We start from the raw sequence: 22,543 nt of genomic DNA, 5'->3' as shown, positions 1-22,543 counted from the left end.
AGGTTCCGTCAAACAGTGAGATGCGCTGGAATGCGCAAATGTTGGCGACCGACATCGACAAAGAGCGGGTCTCGCTTTGCAGCCCAGACCGCCAGAAAATGACCGATCGACCAAATGAGCAGACCGACCAGCCAGAGGCGCAAACCAAGCCCCATGGCTCCGGCGAGCGTTCCATTGAGAATGGCGATGGAACGGGGGTGCCCCACCGAGCAGGATCTGCTCGGTCAGGGCCCGATGGACGGGAATGGAAAAACCCGGCACGGCATCAAGCTGTTCGAAGGCGCTGGTCATCAGACAAGCGCTCCGCCGCCGAAGGAAAAGAAAGACAGAAAGAAACTGGAAGCGGCAAAGGCGATGGAAAGGCCAAAGACGATCTGGATCAACCGCCTTAAGCCACCTGAGCTGTCGCCAAATGCCAACGTCAGGCCGGTCACAATGATGATGATGACCGCAATGATTTTGGCGACCGGCCCCTCCACGGATTCAAGGATGGACTCAAGGGGAGCCTCCCATGGCATGGAAGAGCCGGCCGCCCTTGCTGCGGGGACAAGCAGCAAAGCGGTGAGAACGGAAGAAGCAAATATGGTTGCACATCTGCGAGCAGGCAGAAATTGGGGGATCATGCACGATCTCCTTTTTTATGAAAGGCTGAGGTGATGTGGTAGGAGCCGTCGGATTGTAGGCCATCAACACGAGCGAGCTCGACCAACCGGCGCGCTGAACCGCGTCCAGCGAGGACTGCGACAAGATCGATGGTTTCCGCAATGAGGGCGCGCGGAACGGTCACGACGGTTTCCTGAATGAGCTGTTCCAGACGATGGAGTGCGCCAAGCCCGGATCCGGCATGAATGGTACCGATGCCACCTGGATGTCCGGTTCCCCCATGCCTTGAGCAGATCGAGAGCTTCTGGCCCTCTGACTTCTCCGATGGGGATCCTGTCAGGACGCAGCCGAAGGGACGAGCGCACCAGATCCGAGAGGGAGGCAACACCATCCTTGGTTCGCATGGCGACAAGGTTGGGAGCGGCGCATTGCAGTTCGCGGGTGTCTTCGATGATGACAACGCGATCGGCCTCTTTGGCAACCTCGGCCAGAAGCGCATTGGTCAGGGTCGTCTTGCCGGTCGATGTGCCACCGGCAACGAGAATATTGGCTCTCGAGCGGACCGCATTGCGCAGGATGTCGGCTTGCCAGTCTTCCATGATGGATTGGCTGACATAGTCATCGAGCGTGAAGATCGCGACGGCGGGTTTGCGGATTGCAAAGGTCGGCGCAGAGACCACAGGCGGGAGCAAGCCTTCGAAACGCTCGCCACTTTCCGGGAGTTCTGCAGAAACACGGGGATTGCGGGTATGAACCTCTGCCCCGACATGATGGGCAACCAGTCGGATGATCCGCTCGCCATCTTCAGCGGACAGGCATTCCCCTGTGTCGGCCAATCCCTCAGACAGTCGATCAACCCAGATGTGACCATCCGGGTTCAGCATCACTTCGATGATCCTGTCATCGCGAAGAAGATGCGCAATGGCTGGCCCAAGAGCGGATCGCAACATCCGTGCACCGCGCGCAACTGTTTGGGTCTCAGGCTTCGCAACAGCCTCTGATTGTTCGTGATTTCCTGTCATGCTTGCCCCGCTCAAGGCGAGGCACACCCTTTGCGCCTCGCGTAGGGGTCAATTAAGAAAACCGGATTTGGTGGCGAGACAATAGTCCTTTTCCCTGAATGCGGAGATGGGCGAGAAGCGACGGGCAAATGGGATGGGCATAAAACAGCAGCTCAAGCCCTAACTGTTGTCTCAGAGCCCCTTGTCGTCATCCTGATTCTGGCTCTCATCCATAGCTTCATCGGGCACGTCAAAGCTTACATCTGCGGAATGTCGAATGAAACTTCTCGCAGGAAACGGTCCCCTTTGGCAATTCTGCGGCCAAGATTCTGCATGAAGGCGTCAAAGCGTTCTGCTCCCTGTGCCCGTGCTGACGCTTTGGCATTGTCGGGCAATGGGGGTGTCACCGATAGCCAGAAGCGGATGAAGAGAGACATGGTCTCGCCGAGAATGGCAACGTCCTGCTCCAACCCTCCGATCTGACGCCCTACCCTGTCGAGCCGACGAGAGAGCGCAGCTTCCATATGCTCGGCGCTGTCGCCAGAAAGAAAGGAAGCCACAGCGGCTTCGATCACCGCCGATTTGGAAACATTGCGCCGCATTGCCAGGGCTTCAACTTGGCTCAGCAATTTGGGATCGAAATAGACATTCATGCGGCTTCGTTTCATGCAAACCTCCCTATAGCTCGATACCGTCGTCGGGGTTCATGGAGGCCTGCCGCGCAATCATCCGCGTAGAGTGACGCATAGATTGCCGCAAGGATCTTGCCTTGATGGCTTCGCTATCGGGTTCATCATCAAGAATGTCGAATTCATGAGAGGCAGGCTGTTGGGGACGACAGGATCTCTTCGTGCTGCGGTAACTCCGGCTCACGCCTTATGCCTGCATTGGCGCCATCTTCCTTCGCAGACGGCGTCGGCTCTTCCCCCTAGCACAGAGGGAGCCTTGATCATGGGACCAGCCCATGCACCATCTCTGGATCCGTTCGCATCAAAGCGATAGCTCATATCTGGAGGAGAAAGCAGCCGTTCATTGAACCGAGCGTCCTCATAATAGCGAACCTTCCTTGCCCTGATGGGGGCGTTCCCGCGAGCATGACGATTTCATCGGCGGGCGGCAATTGCATGACTTCGCCGGGCGTCAGGAGCGGTCGGGCAGTTTCTTGTCGAGACACCATCAGATGTCCGAGCCATGGTGCGAGACGATGGCCAGCATAGTTGGTTGAATCGCGCAACTCGGTTGCGGTTCCCAGAGCATCGCTGATGCGTTTGGCTGTTCGCTCGTCATTGCTGGCGAAGGCTACCCGGACATGGCAATTATCGAGAATGGCATTATTCTGGCCGTAGGCCCGTTCAATCTGGTTGAGAGACTGGGCGATCAGAAAGGACTTGAGGCCATAGCCTGCCATGAAGGCAAGAGCCGATTCAAAGAAGTCGAGCCTTCCGAGCGCCGGGAATTCATCAAGCATCAGGAGCAGTCGATGGCGCTTGCCCGCGCTCTCGAGTTCTTCCGTGAGGCGCCGTCCGATCTGGTTAAGAATGAGCCTGATGAGAGGTTTGGTGCGATTGATGTCCGATGGGGGCACGACGAGATAGAGGCTGACCGGTTTGTCCGCACTGACGAGATCGGCGATGTGCCAGTTACATCGGGAGGTCACTGTTGCAACGACGGGATCCCGATAGAGCCCCAGAAACGACATGGCGGTACTGAGGACACCGGAGCGCTCATTTTCGGATTTGTTGAGAAGCTCTCTTGCGGCTGATGCAACGACCGGGTGGGTTCCGGCATCTCCGAGATGCGGTGTTGTCATCATGGCATGGAGTGTAGTCTCAACAGTCCTCCTCGGATCGGAAAGGAAGTTTGCAACACCCGCCAGTGTCTTGTCGGCTTCCGCATAGAGCACATGCAGGATGGTACCAACCAGAAGGGAATGGCTGGTTTTCTCCCAGTGATTACGCTTGTCGAGACTGCCTTCGGGGTCGACGAGGATATCAGCGATATTCTGGATATCCCGGACTTCCCATTCACCCTTTCGCACTTCCAGCAACGGATTATAGGCGGAAGAATTGGGGTTGGTCGGATCAAACAGCAGGACTCGGCCATGCCTCGCCCGGAAGCCTGCGGTCAAGTTCCAGTTTTCTCCCTTGATGTCATGGATCACTGAGCTGCCGGGCCATGTCAGCAAAGTGGGGATGACCAGGCCCACTCCCTTGCCGCTTCGGGTTGGCGCGAAGCAGAGGACATGCTCGGGTCCGTCATGGCGCAAATAGCCCTTGTCATGGTGGCCAAGGATAACGCCATCGTGATCAAGCAAGCCTGCTTCGCTGATTTCTTCGTCTCTTGCCCATCGCGCCGAGCCATATGTGGCGACCTCGTGGCTTTCTCGCGCCCGCATGATTGCCATGAGAATGGCAATGCCAATCGATAGAATGCCGCCCGATGCTGCGATCAGAGCGCCTTCAACAAAGATGTCGGGAGCATAGGCGTCGAAAGTGAACCACCACCAGAAGAAGTTGGGTGGATAGTAGATCGGCCAATTGCCTAGCTTGAACCAAGGGCTTCCAAGCTGGATCTGGAAACCCAGCCGCCAAGCTGTCCATTGGGTCGCCAGCCAGACCATCATCAAAATGACCGCAAGGACGAGCGCAATCTGGCCCCAGAGAATACGGCTGCCACGCATGAAGGCTCCTCAGAAAAAGAAATAGTTTCCAAAGAAGCAGCTGCGGTCATGTCCTTGGCAAGAGTGGTTGTGAGACGAGAGTAGAAACGGATATGCCAGAGGGCGAAACGGACAAACTGGGAGAACGCATGCACTCGCTCGCCCTTAGAGATCTCTATGGGCCTTTGTTGTCCGGATCCATATCCATCGCGAGTTTGAGCAATCGAGACATGGCCGGGTTGTGATTGTTTGGCGACCAGACGACAGAGAAAGTGATCCGTTCGGTTTCGTCATGGATGGGTTTGAAGACAACATCGCGGGCTCTCAAAAGGGAGGCTTCCTTGAGAAACAGCGAGATGCCACATCCTGCTTCGATCAGAGAGAGCAAAGTGCCATAGCCGATTTTCAGCTTGAGGATTTCGGGTATGGGCCAACGGCCCATGGACCGTGCGATGATCAAATCATGGATCTGAGGACCTGTGCCTCCGCGCCGAGTAAGGAAAGTCTGCTGCGCCAGATCCTTCCATGTGATTTTCTTCTGGGTCGTGAGCGGGTGATCAAGGGGCAAGCCGACCAGAATTTCATCGCTCCAGATGGTTCGGGAATTGAGATCGGGGATTTCCTGATTGCAAGCCATGAAGGCAATATCGAGTTTGCCCTCTCTTAGCATGAATAATGCTTCCCGTGCGGTGCCTTCGGAAATTTCGAAATGCACGAGGGGCGCTTCCTCCTTGAAGCGCTTGAACAGGCGATCGAGAAAGCCGCCGGGAACAAGGGAATAGATGCCGACACGCAAATCGGCCTTCTCCCCTCGAGCCCGGCTCCCTGCACATAGAATTGCCGCTTCCAATGTTTCCAGCGCACTATCGACTTCCGCCACGAAATGACGTCCGGCTTCCGTGGGCTGAACGCCATGGGTCGAACGCTCAAAGAGCAGGATCCCCAGCTCCTGCTCCAAGTCCCTTACTCTCATGCTGACACTGGATTGGCTGATGCCGAGTGCACGCGCTGCCCCTTGAAAGCTGAGATATTCTGCGACTGCCAGTGTTTGAATGAGAGCAGTCATCGGCACCCGTTTGCCGAGAGAAATGCGGGCAAGCAGTTTGGTCCTGCCACGTTTCATAGGCGAACCTCCTGCCGATCTAGAATTTCACTCCAATACCAATATTGATCATGTTCTGAGAGGGATCGGTTGTGACAGGGGTGGAGCCAAAATTGACCGTACTGTCCTGATAGTCATTGTACCGGTATTCCACTCGACCGAAGATGCTTTTCGTGAAAGCAACGTCCAGACCTGCTCCGAGCGTCCAGCCATGGAAGGTCATGTCTTCGTTCTGGGCACCGGAAAATTCGGCATTCATGCCTGTGTAGCCACCGGACACAAAGACCAATGCACGATCCATTGTGTATCCAAGCCGCCCACGGGCGCTCCAATTCATGCCATGCTGGAAATCCAGTATTCCTGTCTCGTAGCTTGACCAGTCTTTACCGAGGTCAGCTTCGATACCCGCCAAGAAGGACGGAGCAAATATCCAGTTGTAACCCGCAAAGCCGCCGATACGGCCTTTGTCATAGTCAAACGAGGTCGACACAACTCTCGTCGCGCCGGGGAATATCAACGGGAATGACACCTCGGCATCGTTCCAGCTGTAGCCGCCATAGGCGCCGACATATGACCCCTCCCAGAGATCAGCGCCATAGCGCTTTGTGTTCTCGACGACAGGGTTTGATGCTGGCAGATCTGCGGCAGTTGCCAGAGAAGGAACCATAAGCGCGCAAGCGCCAAGCATGAGGAACATTCGTTGAAACATCTTGGTCTCCATTGGATGTAAGTGATGAGGATTTCGACAAGCGGGGCGCACCGACGTCAGGACGTGGCCGCCATCAAAAGCTTCAATCTGTGCATGGCCTGAAAAACAGCTTCTCGCAGTTCGCTGTGATTGCAGTCAGCCTCAATAACCTTCTGTGCCGCGACAAAAACCCGACGCCATCTGGCCTGTGCTTCGCGTGTATTTCGGTGCAGGTGGATTGCTCCAAAATTCTGGTCGAACCCAATGAGATTGGCTCGCGCACAAAAGAGAGGAGAGAAAGCCTCAACGACTTCAGCCACCAAGATCCAGCCCAAGGCAGTTGGCGCTTTCGCTGTTAGCAACGATGGCTGCATCGACCGCAAATCTGGAGGCGGCTTTCCGGTCAGGTCGGACAGGTCCCAAGTCAGAGACGTCACCAGAGGCCCGTTGTCGATTTCATTGAAGTGAGGCTGCAGAGAAGGTGACAAATATGCGGGGTGAAGATGCAGACAAAACTGGCGATAAATTTGCAGATAGCGAAGATAGTGATCTTGCCCACCGAACAGATTTGTCTCCTCAAGAAGAGAAATCAGGCTCGCTTGGATGGCCAAGACGAGATTGATGAGAAACTCGTCATCTTTGGCGATTTGCCGACCAGTTCCCGCAATCGTCAGTGGTATTTCTGGCGCAAACGAAACATCAAACTCATTTAAACTGGTCATTGCTCAACTCCTTTCGAATACAAATTTTCGTTTGAGGAATTCGGAAACGCGCTATTGAAAGAAGTTGTGCTTGATCAAGAAGAGCATGTTCTCATAGGCCTGCTCAGCACCGACCAAAAGCCTTTCTTCGTCAAAGTCAGAAAAGTCAGCCGCATCGAGCGCCGCAGCAAATTTTCTCCAATGGAGCCCACATAGTTCGGCATTTTGAGACAGATGACCTGCTCCGCACTCTTTTGTCAGCCCGAGAAGAGCGATCTTATGCAGATAGAAGGCGGAGCCGAGTTTTGCGCTTTCAGCGACATACAGCCAGCCAAGGGCGGTTGGAATATCGACCTTGCAATCGCGAACAAGCGGCAATTCAAACCTCTCGCCTCCCAGATCGACAATATCGCGACGAATAAGAGGCAAGCGACGCCTGTGTCTGATATCGGGGATGATCGAGAGAAGGCAACTGCTGGTGTAGTAAATGTCCGTGAGAAAATGAAACCGATATTGCGATTTCAGAAACTTGAGATATTGCTCACGCGAAGAGAACGGATCGATCTCCATGATCAGCTGATCGAGCATTTCCTGGACCGGGTTCACCGTCCGCCACAGATTATGTGTTCTAGATCTCGGTCTTTTGGGGGCAGTTGATGGAGCAGTCCCAATATTCATTGAATCACCTCAGTTTCCAAACTCAAGGCAATTTCCGTTTGTTCGAACTGCTGAAACTCAGCCCTCCCGGCAACGTCTTCACGGAGAAGTGATGCTGGAAGGGCCTCGATGTCTGCCCACCGCATATTATCGCCGCCCCGGCCCCACACCGAGGCGGCCCACTCTGGCTCACCGTGACCCGCGTCCCCTCGCTGGTTTCAGCCTTCGCTAAAAGGCAAAGGCGAACAAAAGTCACGTTCCTCCAGAGTGTTAGAAGAAGACCCTACTTTTCTCACCTAGTGTTTTATTTCGGAGAGAAAGGAAGGATCGGTGCAAACAATTCTATCTGGATAGCCGCGAGTAAAATAAAATCGCGTACACCGCCACCCAAACCAGCAGCAAATGAGGCACAATAGACACATAAATACTGTCTCTAAACGTACCCCCTCCTCATTCAGGTCGAACAAATACATGAAACAAAATTACTAATTCTGAGTTTTACAAATTAATACGTAGAGTTACTACTTGCCATAAGTAGTAAAAGCAGTTATCTGAAATCTACGCCTGTTGCTAAGGTGATATAGAATAAGGCTTTTTCGTCACTGGAACAAAATTAGTAATACTGTTTCACAGAAAAAGTAATCGCCACAGCCACGCGGACCAGGGCGGATTTTCGAGTAACAGTATTACGAGAAACCAGTGCCATCATTTGGCAAGAGAAAGCCCCACAGGTAATAAATGATAGAAAATGGTATGCGGCTGTATGACCAATACAACAACCGCCTTTATATTAACCCCGAAGAGAGGGATCGATTTATCAAGGCTGCGAGCCAAAGCGATTGTGATATCCGATCCTTCTGCCTGACCCTGCTTTATACAGGCATTCGCCTCTCCGAAGCGCGAGAATTGACGGTAGCAGCAGTACAATTGGATTCACGGCTGATTTCCGTCCGGTGCCTGAAAAAACGCAACAGACATGTGATGCGGGAAGTCCCCATTCCTCCAGCTCTTGTCGAGTCACTTGAATGCGTGCATGGCATCAGAACCATTCAGAAGAATATGGTTCATGCTCACACGAAATTCCTGTGGTCCTACAATGGCAGACCTCTGGCCAGAACAACGGCCTATCGCTGGGTCAAAAGGGTGATGGATGACGCTGGCATTGTCGGTATGCAGGCAAGCCCCAAAGGACTACGGCACGGGTACGGCATTCATGCTATCCGTTCCGGTATTCAGCTTCATATGCTGAAAAAATGGATGGGACATGCATCCATGAATACGACAGCGATTTACGCAACCGCAATCGGTAAGGAAGAGCTCGCTCTTGCTGATCGGATGTGGTGATCCAACATGGCTTTCATCATCTGCCAGAGGACCAATTGGCGATGATGAGAGACAAGGCCGGAGGCTCCTGAGCCTCCGGTTGAAGCGGTCAGTATCAAAGCCCCAGCCCCTTTTGCCGACCAAACTTCCATGACACAGTTCCCCCGCTCATCTGGCCAAACATCTCCTGGCCTAATTGCCGATCCATCACGGGGCGCCAGGGAACAAGCGTGAATTCATGGGCCTTCTCAATCAGAGCGAATTTCCCACTTGCGAGCTGTCGGGTAGCCTTGAAGGTTCCTTTGACATTCTCACCATCGCGGGTAGGCCTGAATGGCAATCCACTGCTTGCAGACAGCTCGGCACCGACACGGCCCACTTCTCTGTCTTGCAGGACTGATAGAAGATTGCGCCGATATAGAATTCGCCCATTGCGCTGACGCGAAGCATCCCCCTGCTCGATCAAATGTTCCCGGCGGGCCGCCATGGCGGCACGCACTTCATTGCCAAACCCCGACAGGGATAGGTCTCCAGCGTCTGTCGCCAGCAGGCGTCTATCAAGCCAGGTCGCCCCATCAGATCCGATCTGCGTTTCGAGGTCAAAATTCGAGAGGACACGGATCGTGGTCTGACGGTTTCGGCTTGCGTTGAAGGCCAAGGTTCGTTCCTCAAAGTCGGAAGGGATACGCCAGTGGTCAGCGTCGATGCGCTCGACAAGTCCAGCGCGCCGCAAGACCTCTAGTCTACGGACGTGTGCGGCGACATAGGTTTCGCGATCGCTGCCATTGCCCAATCGCTCCAAGTGAATGCTGGGTCGGAAGATGCCATTGTCAGCGAGCGTCGCGATTGCTCTGTCCGATCTTCGAAGACCTGCTTCTGTTGGCCCTAACTCAATGACGCTGCCAATCCTGGCATCTTCGATCATCTCGGGATTGATCCCTGAGACGTGATGTGTATGACCATCAATGGCATCGATAACAAGGCTGATCCTGTCGCCAAGTTCATCACTGAGATATTTGTCGAGGATGCGCCCGACGATCCGCTTTGAGGTGGAGGCGTCATGGATTTCGAGAGCCAAAGGATCCCTGACCATGCCCTCAGCCTTCAGCGCCTTTTGCATCGTGCGGATGATATCCCCTCTTTCCCCAATCTCCCGCAATGTTGCCTCGAGGTCTGGCTTTAACTCCCAGACGCCGAGGTCCAGCTCTTTGGCTAGGCCCATCTTTGCAAGTTTTGAGAGGCGGCGTAACCGATGGCTCCGATCAATGCTGTTTGGCACCTCATCATCGCCATGCCGCAGATCGACAAAATTGTTGGTCGCCTTACCAACCAATGCTCGATCTATCCGGGTGAAGCGGTCTTGATCGATCTCACGTGCGATCTTGTGGCGATGTTCAAGCTCTGAGACGGGCCCCAATTCCAGCGTCACCTGCTCGCTTGCCCGCTCGCGAATGCCATGGGCGAGATAGTCACCATTGATCACCAGATTCTCGCCCAGCCCATCCGCCCCTCGGATGATAACATGCACATGGGGATGACCGGTATTGTGATGGTTGACCGCCACCCAGTCCAATCTTGTTCCAAGATCTTCCTCGATACGGCTCATGAGGTCACGGGTGTAACCGGTCAAGTCAGAGAGTTCAGTCCCATCCTCTGGAGATACGATCAGCCGGAACTGATGGCGATCCTCGCGGCCACGTTCCAGAAATGTACCGCCGTCACACTGATCCTCTTCTGCGGAATATAGCTGACCACGTTCGCCATCGCGCGCTGTGCCATCACGCTGAATATAGCGCAGATGCGCAGCGCCTCGCCCATTCCGGCCGGCCTCGCGCACATAACGCGCCTTGACGATGACGCGACGTATTCCGGATCGACTGTATCGCCAGCCACCGGATAGCGAGCGTGACCTGGCAAAGGCCGTTCCTCTACCCCGCTTTACGCCGGAGCCAATCTGTCGACCTTCCGGTCTACCTTTGTTTTTCGCCACCCCCGAAAGCAAGGCCGACCTTGATGGGCGGTTACCATGCTGGCGAGCGATCTTCTTCGCTACTGTTAGAAAGCTCTTCGCCTTACCGAGCCGCGGAATATCAGAGCGCACAGAACTGGCTTTTGGCCGAAAGCTCCTTTCATCGTCAATTGCCATGGTCTGCTCCCGATTTTTGCTCAACGGCCCGTTGGTGCCGTCGAAATTCCCAACAATTCAGAGACTTAAAAAAGCCAGCGGCACCAATCCGCATAAAACGGGGTGCCGCAAGGCAGCCGCTAACCGACGTGCAGACAACAAGAATTTTAGAAACCGCCTCTTGGGAGTGCCGGTTTCCTTTATCTTGCCCTCCCCTTCCCTCAGAGATTTTCGCTTTCCTGACCTTCTCAGTCTGCAAGAGCTTCAAAGACAAAGAGCCCGCTTGCATGCGGCTCGAAACCCACTTTTCCGGCCTGCTCATCACGCCCTTGGTGACCCGCGAACAGCTCTGCTTCACGCCAATCGCTGGCGAGTTGCTGTTGGCTGAATGGAATCGTGCCTCGAAGCGTGGGTGCAAGATCCGCAATATAGGACTGCGTCTCGGCTGGGAGACCTCGGCTGTTTTGAAGTGCATCCTCGTAACGGGTTGGTCCCGCATTGTACGCGGCCAGCATGGCTTCGATGGTGCCATAGCGATCCCAAAGGAAACTGAGATAAGCCGTGCCAGCAAAGACATTGTCGCGCGGATCAAAGGGGTCGTCGCCAAGGTCATGGCGGAGCTTCATGTCGGTCCAGGTGTCAGGCATGAGCTGCATCAGTCCCATGGCACCTTTGGGCGACACCGCATCTTCCTTGCCTCCACTTTCTTGCTGAAGGATTGCAATGATCCAGTCTTTCGGAAAGGAAAAGTGTCGCGCAGCCTCAGCAATATGAACAGCATAAGAAGCGGCAATCGCCTCCCCAGCGCAAGCTGATGCCAGAGGTGCGAAACTCGCCGCAAGAAACAGGAAGCCGCTACACAGCAAGGCTGCGCGATGTTTCTCAGAACCGATGAGGTGAGGAACACTCATTGTGTTGGAGCCCGCCATTCGAAACGGCCATCGCCCGCTTCGTCGGTCCAGAGCGGTCGCGCAAGACCGATAATCGAGCTTGCAGGCAAGGGACCGAAATACCGACCATCAAGACTGTCATCAATCTGCCAATTCATCAGGAATAGTTCATCCTGATCGATCGTCTGGCATCCATCCCATGTCGGGAGCAACCGGCCCTGTTGATCCGCTTCACGGGCATGGCCCATTGTCACCTCATCGACAGTTATGGAGCCATTGAGACGGCAGACCATTTGACCGGGCAGGCCCACAATGCGTTTCAACAGAGGCGCACCATTGCCGATATAGCCACGCTCAACGGCAAAAGCCTGCCACTTCTCTGGCAGCCTAACGGCAACGAGATCGGTGACGTCGTGTCCGACAGGTTCCCTGAGGATATAGAGCCCAATGGGTGCACTGGCCGAGACATTCCAGACAAGTTTCAGCTGCGGTGCGAAGAAGAAGGGTGAAGCGACAACAGCGGCTGCGGCAATGGCAACGGCGGCATAAGCAAAGCGTCTCATGGTGCGATCCTTTGCCGTGCGAGCCAGGCCGTATGACGCTCGATTGAGTAGCCATCAGGATCTTCCCCCGCTTTCAGCCGGTTATGGACCTGCCGCCAGTGTTCCGGCGAAGCATCAGCGGGATTGATGCCAATTGCTTCCACCCTGTCGATCGCTATCAAGGCACGCTGGACCTTCGGCCATCCGTTCAGGCGCAGCAGAATGATGCCGCCAGGACGGATACAGGGCACGGTCTGACAGGCGTCTCCCTTGCCGACGGCCTTGATGATGTCGATGCGAGAGACTTGTGTGCCATAGCCGTTCGAGGCCCAGCGGACGAAAGCAAAGACTGCGTCCTGTTTAAAGCCAATGATGCTGCGGTATGGGTCGAGGATCTTTTCATAGCTCTTGTGCCCGAAGCGGATCCAATGTTCGATCCTGTTCTTCTCGAACGTCAGATCAACCAGCGTCAGAAATGGTGCATCCTTTGACATTGCCTCTGTCATGGCAATGTCCTCCGCGGACCTGCTGGCGGCATAGAAGTGGCACTCTCCTTCAGATATCCACTTGCCTCTGAAACAGAAGAAAAGCTGTTAGAGTCACTGTTAGATAAGTTACGGTCGGTGTTTCCATCATTGAAACAAGTGCTTGCAGCCTGTTCGTGCGTTTGATGTGCCGATAGGGTTGCGTCTGATGTACCGATGGTCGCTGCGTGTGATGTGCCGATATTCTCACCCGATGCATCCACAGCCTTATCTACAGTGCCTGTGCGCGGAATGAGGGGAAGGATCCAGAGCCCCTCCCGACCTTTGAGAGTACCGAGCCCGAGCCGATAGCCCGGCAGAGGTTGTTGTCTTGCGATCCTGCGAATCGCCAGAGCAAAATCGGAAACACGGGCAAGGCTTCCTGATTTTCGATGCAGATGGGCAATATCAAAGTGCCAGCCTTCTTGCTGATGCCCCACATGCTTGCGAGCGATGCGATAGAGCCAACGCTCGATCCCTCCCTTCAGCCGGAAATAGGCAGGATCGATCGAGAGCACCAAAGAGTGGTCCATGACCCCGTTGTAGAACCATTCCGGCAGGACAAATTCCATGCCTTCGACACGGCCATTGATGGTGGTCCGCTCTTCCCACTCGTTGATCCACGAGAATTGGCGACAACGCCAACGAGTTCCATTGCGGATGGTGGTGGCAATGACAGTTGACTGCAGGCGCGCCAGTGAGGCCCTCAACAGACAATATTGCCGGTTCCCCGTTTGGCGCCCAATGCCTCTCAGCAACTGATAGGGCGTGAAATGCAGCCGCCGCGAGCTGTGCTCCCCGGCATTTTCAGCGGCGACAATCTGACTGGCGGCCCAGATCAGGATGTCTGCATCCCATATTGTCGCCATGCCGTGGTCCGGCATTCCGAAGACCTGAATCTCGATGTCGGCCTGCTTGTAGCAGATCGGTTTCAGACGTGGGCTCTTTGCCAGAGAAAAGAAGGGCCGCTCCATGAGATCCCGCTGATCGCGCAAGTAGGGGCTGCTGGACGAGATGACAAAGGGGGAAAGCTGGTAGCGTTCTTCACGCCGATCAGAATGATCCGTTCTGTGCGCAGTCATTCAAAGCTTCCCCCGCTCTTCGGCAGTCAGTGGACGAGCGGGAAAGACCTTTCTCGATGTCTGTTCACTGGTGGATCTGCGAGCGCCCTGCTCAGTCCAGGCTTGCAGGTCTTCAACGGAATAGACCACGCGGCCGCCAATCTTTCGGTAGGTCGGCCCGGTACCATAGGTGCGATGCTTTTCGAGAGTTCGGAGAGAGAGCCCTAAAAAGTGAGCGGCTTCCTGCGTTCGCAGCAGGCGTGAGGGCATATCGGGATCGAGCTTGACCATGGCATATCTCCATATGTTCAAAGGTGCCGCTATCGGAGGACAGCGAGCTATGGAGAAGCATGGCGAGAGCAACACGCTCTGTAGCGTGCCGCATTTGAGACGCTCTATTCGCGGCACCCCTTAAACATCGGTTCAAAGTGGAAAACCGGAGAGTTTTCAAACGGACGAAGTATCGGGCAAGCAAATCACAAGACATCTTCGTGCGATTGAGATAGGAAAGAAGATGGAGCAGAGACGCGCTGCTCCGGGGCGTCGAAACCCCTCACGAAAGGTTGGTGCTGGCCGTGACAGCATCACACTCCTTGACCTTCTGGTCGGGGAGCCTGTGGCGTATGTCCAGGGCTTCCTGCCTAAAGGCCACGGGGCCGTTTCGTGACGGTTTCGAACTCCCCGATCACCAGGGTCAGAGAGGCTATTGCGGGGGCGCACCGCAAGCCATGCCTCCTCTGAATGGAAGGGGAAGCTGATGCAAACACCAATCGATCCAGATGTTGCTGACGAAGCTCCAACAGGTGAAATTGTCACTCCCTATGATGAGCAGCATTTCGTGACCTATCTGCGCCTGCTTGATGCCGAAAAAGTGGGAGCCGATTGGCATGAAGTCGCCAGGATCATCCTACACCGCGATGCCGCTGATGAAGCCGAGCGAAGCTATCGCTGCTGGAAAAGCCATTTGGATCGAGCCCAATGGCTCTCAAAGATCGGATATAGGACCATCCTGACACAGGCAGCCGGAAAACGCCGGAACCGGTGAAGACATTCGCTCTAGCTATTCGCCTTTGCTGTTTGGTGCCGGTTTGATCGGATAGTGAAGAAGCTGCCGGTAATCTCCGAGCATCATTCTCTTGCCATGAGCTACCAGTCGGCGCGCCCTGTTCTTGCGAGGATCCACTTCAAAGTCTTCCTTGCGCCCCCGAAATGCCAATAGCTGTTCGGCAAGCTTTCTATAGCTGGCACCTTTCCGTCGTCCATCAAGCGATCGCAAAGAGAGCGTGTGCCATTGCCTCATTTGATCGGGCATGAGCCGATAATCCGGGCCAGAAGCGCAGTTGTTGAGAGAGCGCCAAAAGCACCTCGCTGCATGGATTCGGAGCTCTAGATATCTGTCGAATGGCAGATAGAATGCGTAAAGGCTGGCTTTGGCGGCATCCCTGCAAGGAACTGAGAAGCGATGCTCCGCACCAGTAACGCGCCAAATGCCATGACAGGTATTCCCGACCTGCTTCATCTTCACGTCCGTGAGCTTAGTCAGTTCGAAAGCCGTCTGACCATTACCCCCTTCAACTTGCACAGGCACAAGCGCCACGGATTGCGGCAGCATGTGAGGAGACCAAAACAGAAGTTGCTCGTCTGATGAGATGTCCGGGTCTTGCGGGAAACAATAACCCCCAATGTTGAGGAAAAGCCTTTTGACTGTCTTGCGACATGGGCGGCTCGTTGTGCAACTGCCAGTCGCGCCGATATGCGTCATTGCGGCGAAGATATTCCCATGCGAAACCGGCAGCATCGAGACGAGTGGTGTATTGATAAGCCCCCGGACTCCGCCAATCCAGATCCTGCATGGCGTTTCCTTGATGTGGTTGGTTCAATTCAGTGTCCAACCGATCATTTTCAGGGAATATGTGGTCTTCGGTAGCTGAGATTTAGTTATATCAATATCACTTAATTTAACCCATATGACACCCTGCGCCACTCTGCCAGCAATCAGCGGCCATCCTTTTGCCAACTCCATCTTATAGGATTTCCCAACCACCGAGATTGCAGTGGGGGAACAAAAGATGAGGCAGAAGATCAGGCTGGGCGGGATTGTTTTCCTAGCTCTTTCATTTGCTTACTGGATAGCCGAGCGCGTCTTCTATGGAGCGAGAGTGGATGAAAATGGCATTCTCCAAGAAAGCTGGTTCGTACCACTCAGCGCCCTGTTCTTCCTGCTAGGAATAGTCCTGTTTCTTTCATCCTTTCTTTTCAGAAAGAGATGAGGTCCAGAGTTTGGTGTTTTGAGGGTGTGAACGATGCGACTGCGCTAAGCCACCTGTTTCAGATCGCCTACGTCCGGGAAGATGGCTCGGTTCCTGCCATTTTCTTTGGCGTAGTAAAGGCGTTGGTCAGCAAGAGCCACCATCGCATCGAAGTCTTTGCTCTCTGAACCGAACGCCGAGCCAATGCTGACACTCAGTTCGTGGTGCACGCCTTCTTCAGGCGAGAAGTCGACGGCATTGACCGAAAGGCGAATGCGCTCTGCCAGATCCTTGGCATTCTCATAGGAAGCGTCATTGGCAAAGACAGCGAATTCCTCACCGCCCAAGCGTGCGAACAGATCGCTTTCGCGCACCGCATTCGAGATCGCTTGTGTGATTTGCACCAAAGCCATATCGCCTGCTGCATGACCATAGGTGTCATTGATGCGCTTGAAGTGATCAACGTCGATGGAAATCAAAACCCCATCCGTCTTGTCCGCAACTCCGGCAATGAAGCTGCGACGGTTGAGGATGCCTGTCAGCGTATCGTGATTGGCCTGATGCTCCAGCTCATCCTTGAGTACCTGCAAGCGAGCAAGAGCGTCGTTGGCTTTCTGCCTATAGCTCTCGACGAACCAGGTAACCGGACCAGCGACAACGGTGGGAACAATGGTGGCGATGACTACTGAGGTATGGTTCATATAGCCATGAAGGATATGCGTGACGATATAGGTCACAAGCAGGGACAAGAACAAAGAAAGCAGGGTAACTGCCAGAGCAACAAGAAAAATCTTCCAATTCGCTTTTTTCTCTGCGTTCGACATAAATTCCCTTCGCTCTATACCTATCAATCCTTGGTGCGGCTGTCTTTACAATGCGCCCTGCTAATTTACGGTAAAACTCAGTTGCGATTTTTCGATATATTGCCGGTTTTCTTGAAAGAGCGGTCCTGTTCGACCGCTCTCAAGTAGTTCTGCGGCCTTACAGTGCGCCGGTATATTCCCCACGCGCCGGGTAATTCTTCTTGATGGCTGAATCCGTCGCGGCCAAAAGCTCCGAGAAATGAGGCCGAACGAACGGCATGGTCTGTACCGACATGTAGTAGAGTGTCTGCTGAGGAGTGATCAGGAACAAGCCCGGCTCCGAGAAAAGAGCGGGCTCTTCGATGCCGATGGATGACTTACCTCGCGACGTGGAGATATAGAGCCCCCAATCTTTCGCTTCCTTCAAAGGCAAATCGTAGGCAATACGCAGAGAGGACGCTCCGATGCGTTTGGCCATCTCGGCGGCCCGGTCTTCCGGATCTGAGGAAACCGCGACCGTCGTGATGCCTCGTTCGGCAAAATCCGGTGTCAACCGTTCCAGTTCCTTGAGATAGGTGGCGCAAAGGGGGCAATGCAGTCCGCGATAAAAGCAGATGATGGTTCCGAGATCGGCCTTTTCGTCAGAGAGGGCAAACTGCCCTCCACCAACAGTTGGAAGGGACAGATCTGGTGTTTTCTGGCGTGGCATCAACATGGGTGACTCCTGATGATCAAAACAAAGGGAATTGCGATGACCTGCAGGATAGGATACGATTAGCTGGACAAAGTCCAGAAAGTCCGACAATGAGTATCAAAAATCCCTGTGCCGCACTTGATAGGCTCGCCAGCCTCATTCAAGGAATATCCGTTGAAGCGGTTTATGCCGGACCCGAAGAGACGGCAGATCTTTCGATCTCTGATGACGTAAGCCAAGTCATAGTTGGTCCATCAGATCGTTCTATTGTGTCCATCACCCTGTCGCCATCTGCGACCCAAGGCCCCTTCTCTGCCCTCGTCGGTGAAACCCTGACACTCAAGGGCGAAGCGCAAGCCCTCGCCCGGCTTCTGGTATCGGAAACACAGGATCCACGATGCGGAACGCGTGCGCTACGCGATGCCTATGTCAAAGCGATGATCATTCATCTCCTCAGGGATGAAATCGCTGCGGGACACATAAAGTCAGGACCACTGGCTGGTCTCTCCGATCCGCGCTTGGCCCGCGCCATCGTTGCGATGCATGACAATCCAGGACGCAATTGGCAAGCAGCCGATCTTGCCGATCTCGCAGGCATGTCTCGCGCCGCCTTCATGCGCAGCTTCCGGACCACAGTCGGCGAAACCCCGATCAGCTATCTACGTCATTGGAGGCTCGACCGAGCTAGAGAAGCGCTTCAGCGTGGAGAGCGTGTCGGACAGGTCGCACGGTCCTATGGCTATGGTTCACCCGACGCCTTCTCGCGTGCCTTTCACGAGGCAGAAGGAGTGCTGCCGTCCGACGTTTGCGTGAAAGGCTCGGATCACCTGGCCAGCTTTCCAAGCTAATTATATAGATGCAGGTAACAAAATAAACCCAGAATGGCCAGTCGGGGCGGATTGCAAGACATTTACCGCAGATCTGAGATCTCTTGTGACACTGACTAAAGCAGCCCTTCGAAAGCTCTCGAAACCCGCTCTGGCCATCGTGATCTGTTCGGGTGGATTGCGGACGCTCTCCGTAGGCGAGAGAAATTTACGGCACTTTGGGGAGTGGACATTGTCGTCCTGAATTCAGCAATTTCGATCTAAAGTGACTTTATGATCGAACGAGGCCAATGGGGATGCCCAATGTAAAATTCTTCGGCTAAAGCGAAAATATTCGCTAGGCCAGAAAATGGCCGATCCGCCAGCCAGAAATGTAGTCGCTAGCTTCAGTGTTTCGTAACATAGCTTGAACAGTATTCAAAACCTCCTTACTGTCGGAACCTTGAAAGCGAATTAAGTTTCGAAGAATTATACTCGTCGCCTGATTTTTCACTGCTATCAGACTTTTCGTCGTCCAGAGTCCTCGTAGAGCGCTAACCGTAACCTGAATATGGGAGCTCATACCCGCACCTTTTTGACCCAAAAGCGTGACGAATTTCGTAAACTCACGCTCTGAAAGCTCACCACTTGAAAGCAGTTCAGCAGCTACTAAAACTCTGTATGAATTGGTGCTGAGCGCATCTTCACCCAGTCCTTGAAGGTGAAGAGTGCATTTCACAACATCCCGCGTTTCGAGGTGACCAGAACTTTCCAAGTGAAATAAAAGAGCTTGGATCCAAGCACCTTTGACACCAAAGAATTCGTCAGCCCATCTCCTCAGGTGGAAGTCATCAGAAAGCAGCAAACGATCAGCACCGTTAGCGGCGAATATGTCATCGAAGAAGCGTCCGCCGTCCTGCTGCCGAAAGTCAAGAATGATATCGGCTGGATCTGCCTTGGGGACTGCGGGAAGCAATGCGCACTCATTCTTTAGCCAGTCCAGATCAGAGCGTATCAGCTCCATTTTGGATTTGACTTCGTACTCGGAAAGCTCGGTTAGGACAATGCGCCCATTGCGCACGGAAATATTGCCAGCCTTTGGGGCACCAGTCTCGGTATCATGAAAAATCGAACTCTCACAATTATCCAGTCTCCGAAGAAAAATATCGATGGTTTCTTGTGTAATTCCAATCTTCCCAAATTCGCCTTCGATTGCTTTTTCGATGCCTAACCTTCGGATCAAGTAGCATGCACTGGCATCTGCAATTAGTCCGTTTTTTCTTGCTATGGTCAGAGCTCTCTCTGCGTCATTTTGATCTTTCTGCGAGCAAGACGAAACCTTAGGAGCAATTCCACAATCGCTTTTCAGACCAAGAATTGCATCTATCGGGTCAATACCAAGATGAAAGCCGAGGATGTATATAGGGTAAGAACCTTCGGAATACTCCTGCGCCTTCTGCTGAGAATATTCGGCGCGCTCCCGCAGAACCGACTTCATCTCATCAAGACCATTCTCATTCTCAAAGTTGACGGATACTGATTTGAAACCCGATGCTTCTGGAAACTGCTCCTCAAACCTCTCTATGATTTGATGAAACGCTGCCAAAACCTTGTGTTTGACAAAGACTATGGTTGCTTCGCCATTTCCTTTCAGAGGCCAATGGAATCTTTCGCCAGATGCCTTACCAAGCGCGGCCATGGCAACGGGGTGACTTAGTTTGATGTTGCCGTCTCGAAGATTGTACAAATCTTCGTGCATTTCAATCGTGAAAGTTTGCCGAGTTCCATCAGGCTTCTCGACTTCAAATGTCGCATCTTCTTGGATGGTTGTAATTTTGAAATCGTCGTCGGAGGGAAATGGGCGTCCAAAGGCGAGAACACTAGCACTTAGTGCCATCCAGGCGCGGTGATCATTCTGGTTTTCGCAGAATAGCCTATAGGCGAATGAACGAGCCCTCTCGACCTCACCACAGAAAACCAAGATTTTTACATATTGGGATCTATCACCAATCGTGCCACTTAGCTCGGAGTCGTTCAGGCTATTAATGAGGCGATGAATCCTTTCTCTGGCGTTGGTTCGCAAGAGCGACTGCACATACCAGTCCAAAGCACTGATTGAACCAGAGCTGTGCTCAAAAAGCTTTCTGGCTAGAGGCACGGCCTTTGCAACTTCACCATTCAGAATGGCGACATTAGCAGCAAACCTCCATCCGAAAACGGAGTTCTTTACACTTTGAGAGAGAGCTTCGTTGATCTCCTTGGAAAGGCGGCCCAAATGACCGCGCAAACAAGCATCGCATAGAGTACTCAAAGCTGGACTTTCTGAAGAAAATCTCACTCTTCCTTTTAGCAAATCAGAGCATTCCCGAAAGAATCCTCGGGCCAGCAGCTCATCTGCGGTCATGAGAACAGTAGCAAAATCCCAATCATCGGCATTTTTGAGTGAAGCCAGCAACTTCCGCTCATCTTTTGTTTCGGAAGAGACGGCAATGGGTAATTCTTCAAATTGATCCTTATCAGTATGAATGACGAAGGCGCGTTCGTAGGCCGAGCGCAGCAACAAAAGTTCATTCTTTTCGGAAGAAATTGCGGTCAGCTCTTCTATTGCCTGATCAGCTGGTTCTTGCAGCATATAGTTGATCGCTATTCGCCCCTTGGTCTCAAGGGCCAGCGACAACAGTTCGGCGGGAAGCTCATTGTCAAGAACCGCTTCTATTCTACCCAGTGCTGTTGCATGATCGCCAAGTTTTGCCTCTATCTCTGATGCCATAATTTGCAGCTCGGCGCAGTCTGACAAGGGACGGATCAGTTCTAGCGCCTTGATGTCCTTGTCCTCCTGTAGAAACAATACTGCTCGGATTTGGGCAAGTTGATCAAGGAGATCTCGGTGCTCGGAAAGCGTTCTATCGATGAGCTGCGCTGCTTCAGACACTCTGCCTGACAGACGTAGCGCGACAGCAGCGTTGTTTGCTTGGGATGGGAGAAGCAATTTATTAGCAGGTCGAAGTTCGAGGGCCTCCTCCAATTCCTTTTTGAGTATTTCAGCAGATTCAGCGAGGCGATCTTCAAAGCCCTCAGGCATTACTGCACCCAGCAAGAATGCTTGGTTTTGCCTAGCATCGTTGAGCGATTCTAACGCCCATAAAGACCTTATCGCATCGAACTCATTATGATCTTCGAAAGCTTTTATCAGGGTTTCTCGGTAATCGTCAGGTCGTATATCGCGAAGGTATTCCAGATACGCAGCGATGACTTCGGGAGAAGACAGGTCTTTGTCTATTGTCTCCTCAAGAACCACCTTAGATTCAAGTTTTCGCGCCGAGTGACAGAGGACACTAGCTGCCAAACTCCGATGATCGCCGTCATGTTTCAACAAATCAAAGCTTCGGTCAAATGCAGTGAGACACTCCCCGTCGAGTAGCTCAGCAAGAGCTAGTGCGGTTTGGGCTTTTTTATCTTCTGGACACAAAGAGTGTGCTAGCCTAAGTGATGTGCTAGCCTTCTCATACTCACCAATATTTTGCTGAATAATACCTATGTTGAAATGAAGTCTAAACCCGAAGTAGCCCGATTGATATTTGACATCCTGAGTGAGCTTTTGCAAAAGGACAAGTGCTGTAGAACTATCTCCATCGGAAGCAATTTGCCGGTATTCCAGAATGCGTTTAATCTCTTCGCGGTCATCACTTTCTAGAGTCTGAACAGCAAATGAAGTATGGCTCGCCGACTGTTGGCTCGACTGCGTGGATTCCACCAGTTGCTTGGCGGTGGGACCACTCTCATCGCTGATGATGAAGTTATTGATAGTTTGGTTGACCACGTTGCGTTCGCCGCTGACGGTCGCAGTTTGAGCGCTTCTATTAAGCTTCGAACTAACAAAATACGCAATCTCTGAAAAATTGAACTTGCCCAACTTACTTAGCTGTCTCCGTCTCGGTTCTTGGCGCTCTGATTTACCGTATTATTTTGGCCCGAGATTCGGGCGTTTTGATTTGTGGTTATTGACTTCCCTCTATTGAGCTTGACTAAAAGTCCGATAACCGTAGCTATCGCTACAACGATGCCCGCAATCCAGTATGCATTTTCCAACATTCTGCGCCTCTAATCTTGTGTTT

At 53.2% G+C, this 22,543-nt stretch carries 22 protein-coding genes and 3 pseudogenes; 5 read left to right on the top strand and 20 right to left on the bottom strand.

Annotated features, from left to right (window positions below; translation table 11 throughout):
• Nucleotides 1-8 precede the first annotated feature (8 nt).
• From ACHZB8_RS05300 to ACHZB8_RS05260, 9 genes and pseudogenes are all read right to left on the bottom strand, one after another.
• A pseudogene (locus tag ACHZB8_RS05300) lies at nucleotides 9-291 on the bottom strand (VirB3 family type IV secretion system protein).
• Nucleotides 291-623: a TrbC/VirB2 family protein gene (locus ACHZB8_RS05295; RefSeq protein ID WP_316859136.1), complete on the bottom strand. Its 333-nt coding sequence runs from the start codon at nucleotides 621-623 to the stop codon at nucleotides 291-293. The pseudogene ACHZB8_RS05300 and the gene ACHZB8_RS05295 overlap by 1 nt, the downstream one beginning before the upstream one ends.
• Nucleotides 620-1,625, bottom strand: a pseudogene (trbB, locus tag ACHZB8_RS05290) (P-type conjugative transfer ATPase TrbB). Before trbB ends, ACHZB8_RS05295 begins: the two are co-directional and overlap by 4 nt.
• A gap of 236 nt (nucleotides 1,626-1,861) precedes the next feature.
• The gene (locus ACHZB8_RS05285; protein ID WP_316859134.1) at nucleotides 1,862-2,272 is read right to left on the bottom strand and encodes a CopG family transcriptional regulator; all 411 of its coding nucleotides are present in this window, start codon (nucleotides 2,270-2,272) and stop codon (nucleotides 1,862-1,864) included.
• Between the two features lie 10 nt (nucleotides 2,273-2,282).
• Nucleotides 2,283-4,284, bottom strand: a pseudogene (locus ACHZB8_RS05280) (conjugal transfer protein TraG).
• Between the two features lie 154 nt (nucleotides 4,285-4,438).
• Entirely contained in the window at nucleotides 4,439-5,386 is a 948-nt protein-coding gene (locus ACHZB8_RS05275) for a LysR family transcriptional regulator (RefSeq protein ID WP_316859132.1), read from the bottom strand.
• A gap of 19 nt (nucleotides 5,387-5,405) precedes the next feature.
• Entirely contained in the window at nucleotides 5,406-6,074 is a 669-nt protein-coding gene (locus ACHZB8_RS05270; RefSeq protein ID WP_316859130.1) for an outer membrane beta-barrel protein, read from the bottom strand.
• A 56-nt stretch (nucleotides 6,075-6,130) separates the two neighbouring features.
• Nucleotides 6,131-6,775: a hypothetical protein gene (locus ACHZB8_RS05265; RefSeq protein ID WP_316859129.1), complete on the bottom strand. Its 645-nt coding sequence runs from the start codon at nucleotides 6,773-6,775 to the stop codon at nucleotides 6,131-6,133.
• A gap of 51 nt (nucleotides 6,776-6,826) precedes the next feature.
• On the bottom strand, nucleotides 6,827-7,342 hold the full coding sequence (locus ACHZB8_RS05260; RefSeq protein ID WP_316859126.1) for a biliverdin-producing heme oxygenase: 516 nt from the start codon (nucleotides 7,340-7,342) through the stop codon (nucleotides 6,827-6,829).
• An 822-nt stretch (nucleotides 7,343-8,164) separates the two neighbouring features.
• On the opposite strand from ACHZB8_RS05260, the gene ACHZB8_RS05255 reads away from it, so the two are divergent.
• Nucleotides 8,165-8,755 (top strand): site-specific integrase, encoded by a 591-nt coding sequence (locus ACHZB8_RS05255; protein ID WP_316859124.1) that lies wholly within the window; start codon nucleotides 8,165-8,167, stop codon nucleotides 8,753-8,755.
• Between the two features lie 94 nt (nucleotides 8,756-8,849).
• Here the strand turns inward: ACHZB8_RS05255 and ACHZB8_RS05250 are convergent, their stop codons facing one another.
• The 6 genes from ACHZB8_RS05250 to ACHZB8_RS05225 form a co-directional block, all read right to left on the bottom strand.
• Nucleotides 8,850-10,880 (bottom strand): DUF3363 domain-containing protein, encoded by a 2,031-nt coding sequence (locus tag ACHZB8_RS05250; RefSeq protein WP_316859122.1) that lies wholly within the window; start codon nucleotides 10,878-10,880, stop codon nucleotides 8,850-8,852.
• Nucleotides 10,881-11,107: 227 nt separating this feature from the next.
• Nucleotides 11,108-11,770 carry a lytic transglycosylase domain-containing protein gene (locus ACHZB8_RS05245; RefSeq protein WP_316859120.1) on the bottom strand — a complete coding sequence of 221 codons (663 nt, stop codon included), beginning with the start codon at nucleotides 11,768-11,770 and terminating at the stop codon, nucleotides 11,108-11,110.
• Nucleotides 11,767-12,312, bottom strand: a complete 546-nt coding sequence (locus tag ACHZB8_RS05240) for a S26 family signal peptidase (RefSeq protein WP_316859118.1) — start codon at nucleotides 12,310-12,312, stop codon at nucleotides 11,767-11,769. The genes ACHZB8_RS05245 and ACHZB8_RS05240 overlap by 4 nt, the downstream gene beginning before the upstream one ends.
• Entirely contained in the window at nucleotides 12,309-12,797 is a 489-nt protein-coding gene (locus ACHZB8_RS05235; protein ID WP_316859116.1) for a DUF2840 domain-containing protein, read from the bottom strand. Before ACHZB8_RS05235 ends, ACHZB8_RS05240 begins: the two co-directional genes overlap by 4 nt.
• Nucleotides 12,794-13,897 (bottom strand): replication initiator protein A, encoded by a 1,104-nt coding sequence (locus ACHZB8_RS05230; RefSeq protein WP_316859115.1) that lies wholly within the window; start codon nucleotides 13,895-13,897, stop codon nucleotides 12,794-12,796. Before ACHZB8_RS05230 ends, ACHZB8_RS05235 begins: the two co-directional genes overlap by 4 nt.
• Nucleotides 13,898-14,167: a helix-turn-helix domain-containing protein gene (locus tag ACHZB8_RS05225; protein ID WP_316859114.1), complete on the bottom strand. Its 270-nt coding sequence runs from the start codon at nucleotides 14,165-14,167 to the stop codon at nucleotides 13,898-13,900. It lies immediately after the preceding gene.
• A 223-nt stretch (nucleotides 14,168-14,390) separates the two neighbouring features.
• Here ACHZB8_RS05225 and ACHZB8_RS05220 point away from each other — a divergent pair, with 223 nt between their 5' ends.
• Together ACHZB8_RS05220 and ACHZB8_RS05215 are read left to right on the top strand one after the other, a co-directional pair.
• Entirely contained in the window at nucleotides 14,391-14,543 is a 153-nt protein-coding gene (locus tag ACHZB8_RS05220; protein ID WP_316859112.1) for a hypothetical protein, read from the top strand.
• A gap of 90 nt (nucleotides 14,544-14,633) precedes the next feature.
• Complete coding sequence (locus tag ACHZB8_RS05215) at nucleotides 14,634-14,921, top strand: DNA -binding domain-containing protein (protein WP_316859111.1); 288 nt, start codon at nucleotides 14,634-14,636, stop codon at nucleotides 14,919-14,921.
• Nucleotides 14,922-14,936: 15 nt separating this feature from the next.
• Here ACHZB8_RS05215 and ACHZB8_RS05210 read toward each other — a convergent pair whose 3' ends face one another.
• Both ACHZB8_RS05210 and ACHZB8_RS05205 read right to left on the bottom strand, forming a co-directional pair.
• A complete protein-coding gene (locus ACHZB8_RS05210; RefSeq protein ID WP_316859203.1) occupies nucleotides 14,937-15,395 on the bottom strand; it encodes a DUF2285 domain-containing protein in 459 nt (152 codons plus the stop codon).
• Between the two features lie 52 nt (nucleotides 15,396-15,447).
• On the bottom strand, nucleotides 15,448-15,729 hold the full coding sequence (locus ACHZB8_RS05205) for a transcriptional regulator domain-containing protein (protein ID WP_316859110.1): 282 nt from the start codon (nucleotides 15,727-15,729) through the stop codon (nucleotides 15,448-15,450).
• Between the two features lie 216 nt (nucleotides 15,730-15,945).
• Between ACHZB8_RS05205 and ACHZB8_RS05200 the strand changes: the two genes are divergently transcribed.
• A complete protein-coding gene (locus ACHZB8_RS05200) occupies nucleotides 15,946-16,146 on the top strand; it encodes a DUF3955 domain-containing protein (RefSeq protein WP_316859109.1) in 201 nt (66 codons plus the stop codon).
• 44 nt (nucleotides 16,147-16,190) lie between these two features.
• Here ACHZB8_RS05200 and ACHZB8_RS05195 read toward each other — a convergent pair whose 3' ends face one another.
• Nucleotides 16,191-16,949, bottom strand: coding sequence for a GGDEF domain-containing protein (locus tag ACHZB8_RS05195; protein WP_316859108.1), 759 nt, complete (start codon nucleotides 16,947-16,949; stop codon nucleotides 16,191-16,193).
• A 157-nt stretch (nucleotides 16,950-17,106) separates the two neighbouring features.
• Nucleotides 17,107-17,643 (bottom strand): peroxiredoxin-like family protein, encoded by a 537-nt coding sequence (locus ACHZB8_RS05190; protein ID WP_316859107.1) that lies wholly within the window; start codon nucleotides 17,641-17,643, stop codon nucleotides 17,107-17,109.
• An 89-nt stretch (nucleotides 17,644-17,732) separates the two neighbouring features.
• Here ACHZB8_RS05190 and ACHZB8_RS05185 point away from each other — a divergent pair, with 89 nt between their 5' ends.
• Nucleotides 17,733-18,470 carry a helix-turn-helix transcriptional regulator gene (locus ACHZB8_RS05185; protein ID WP_316859106.1) on the top strand — a complete coding sequence of 246 codons (738 nt, stop codon included), beginning with the start codon at nucleotides 17,733-17,735 and terminating at the stop codon, nucleotides 18,468-18,470.
• A gap of 316 nt (nucleotides 18,471-18,786) precedes the next feature.
• On the opposite strand, the gene ACHZB8_RS05180 is transcribed toward ACHZB8_RS05185, so the two are convergent.
• Nucleotides 18,787-22,341 carry a hypothetical protein gene (locus ACHZB8_RS05180; protein ID WP_316859104.1) on the bottom strand — a complete coding sequence of 1,185 codons (3,555 nt, stop codon included), beginning with the start codon at nucleotides 22,339-22,341 and terminating at the stop codon, nucleotides 18,787-18,789.
• Between the last annotated feature and the right edge of the window lie 202 nt (nucleotides 22,342-22,543).

This window comes from uncultured Cohaesibacter sp. (assembly GCF_963556055.3).
GTDB lineage: Bacteria > Pseudomonadota > Alphaproteobacteria > Rhizobiales > Cohaesibacteraceae > Cohaesibacter.
Note: the sequence above shows the minus strand (reverse complement) of the source record. Positions and strands in the feature narration are given on the sequence as shown.

Coding starts and splice junctions, on each gene's coding strand:
- ACHZB8_RS05295 (WP_316859136.1), bottom strand. CDS start 623: ATGATCCCCCAATTTCTGCCTGCTCGCAGATGTGCAACCATATTTGCT.
- ACHZB8_RS05285 (WP_316859134.1), bottom strand. CDS start 2,272: ATGAAACGAAGCCGCATGAATGTCTATTTCGATCCCAAATTGCTGAGC.
- ACHZB8_RS05275 (WP_316859132.1), bottom strand. CDS start 5,386: ATGAAACGTGGCAGGACCAAACTGCTTGCCCGCATTTCTCTCGGCAAA.
- ACHZB8_RS05270 (WP_316859130.1), bottom strand. CDS start 6,074: ATGTTTCAACGAATGTTCCTCATGCTTGGCGCTTGCGCGCTTATGGTT.
- ACHZB8_RS05265 (WP_316859129.1), bottom strand. CDS start 6,775: ATGACCAGTTTAAATGAGTTTGATGTTTCGTTTGCGCCAGAAATACCA.
- ACHZB8_RS05260 (WP_316859126.1), bottom strand. CDS start 7,342: ATGCTCGATCAGCTGATCATGGAGATCGATCCGTTCTCTTCGCGTGAG.
- ACHZB8_RS05255 (WP_316859124.1), top strand. CDS start 8,165: ATGCGGCTGTATGACCAATACAACAACCGCCTTTATATTAACCCCGAA.
- ACHZB8_RS05250 (WP_316859122.1), bottom strand. CDS start 10,880: ATGGCAATTGACGATGAAAGGAGCTTTCGGCCAAAAGCCAGTTCTGTG.
- ACHZB8_RS05245 (WP_316859120.1), bottom strand. CDS start 11,770: ATGAGTGTTCCTCACCTCATCGGTTCTGAGAAACATCGCGCAGCCTTG.
- ACHZB8_RS05240 (WP_316859118.1), bottom strand. CDS start 12,312: ATGAGACGCTTTGCTTATGCCGCCGTTGCCATTGCCGCAGCCGCTGTT.
- ACHZB8_RS05235 (WP_316859116.1), bottom strand. CDS start 12,797: ATGACAGAGGCAATGTCAAAGGATGCACCATTTCTGACGCTGGTTGAT.
- ACHZB8_RS05230 (WP_316859115.1), bottom strand. CDS start 13,897: ATGACTGCGCACAGAACGGATCATTCTGATCGGCGTGAAGAACGCTAC.
- ACHZB8_RS05225 (WP_316859114.1), bottom strand. CDS start 14,167: ATGGTCAAGCTCGATCCCGATATGCCCTCACGCCTGCTGCGAACGCAG.
- ACHZB8_RS05220 (WP_316859112.1), top strand. CDS start 14,391: ATGGAGCAGAGACGCGCTGCTCCGGGGCGTCGAAACCCCTCACGAAAG.
- ACHZB8_RS05215 (WP_316859111.1), top strand. CDS start 14,634: ATGCAAACACCAATCGATCCAGATGTTGCTGACGAAGCTCCAACAGGT.
- ACHZB8_RS05210 (WP_316859203.1), bottom strand. CDS start 15,395: ATGAAGCAGGTCGGGAATACCTGTCATGGCATTTGGCGCGTTACTGGT.
- ACHZB8_RS05205 (WP_316859110.1), bottom strand. CDS start 15,729: ATGCAGGATCTGGATTGGCGGAGTCCGGGGGCTTATCAATACACCACT.
- ACHZB8_RS05200 (WP_316859109.1), top strand. CDS start 15,946: ATGAGGCAGAAGATCAGGCTGGGCGGGATTGTTTTCCTAGCTCTTTCA.
- ACHZB8_RS05195 (WP_316859108.1), bottom strand. CDS start 16,949: ATGTCGAACGCAGAGAAAAAAGCGAATTGGAAGATTTTTCTTGTTGCT.
- ACHZB8_RS05190 (WP_316859107.1), bottom strand. CDS start 17,643: ATGTTGATGCCACGCCAGAAAACACCAGATCTGTCCCTTCCAACTGTT.
- ACHZB8_RS05185 (WP_316859106.1), top strand. CDS start 17,733: ATGAGTATCAAAAATCCCTGTGCCGCACTTGATAGGCTCGCCAGCCTC.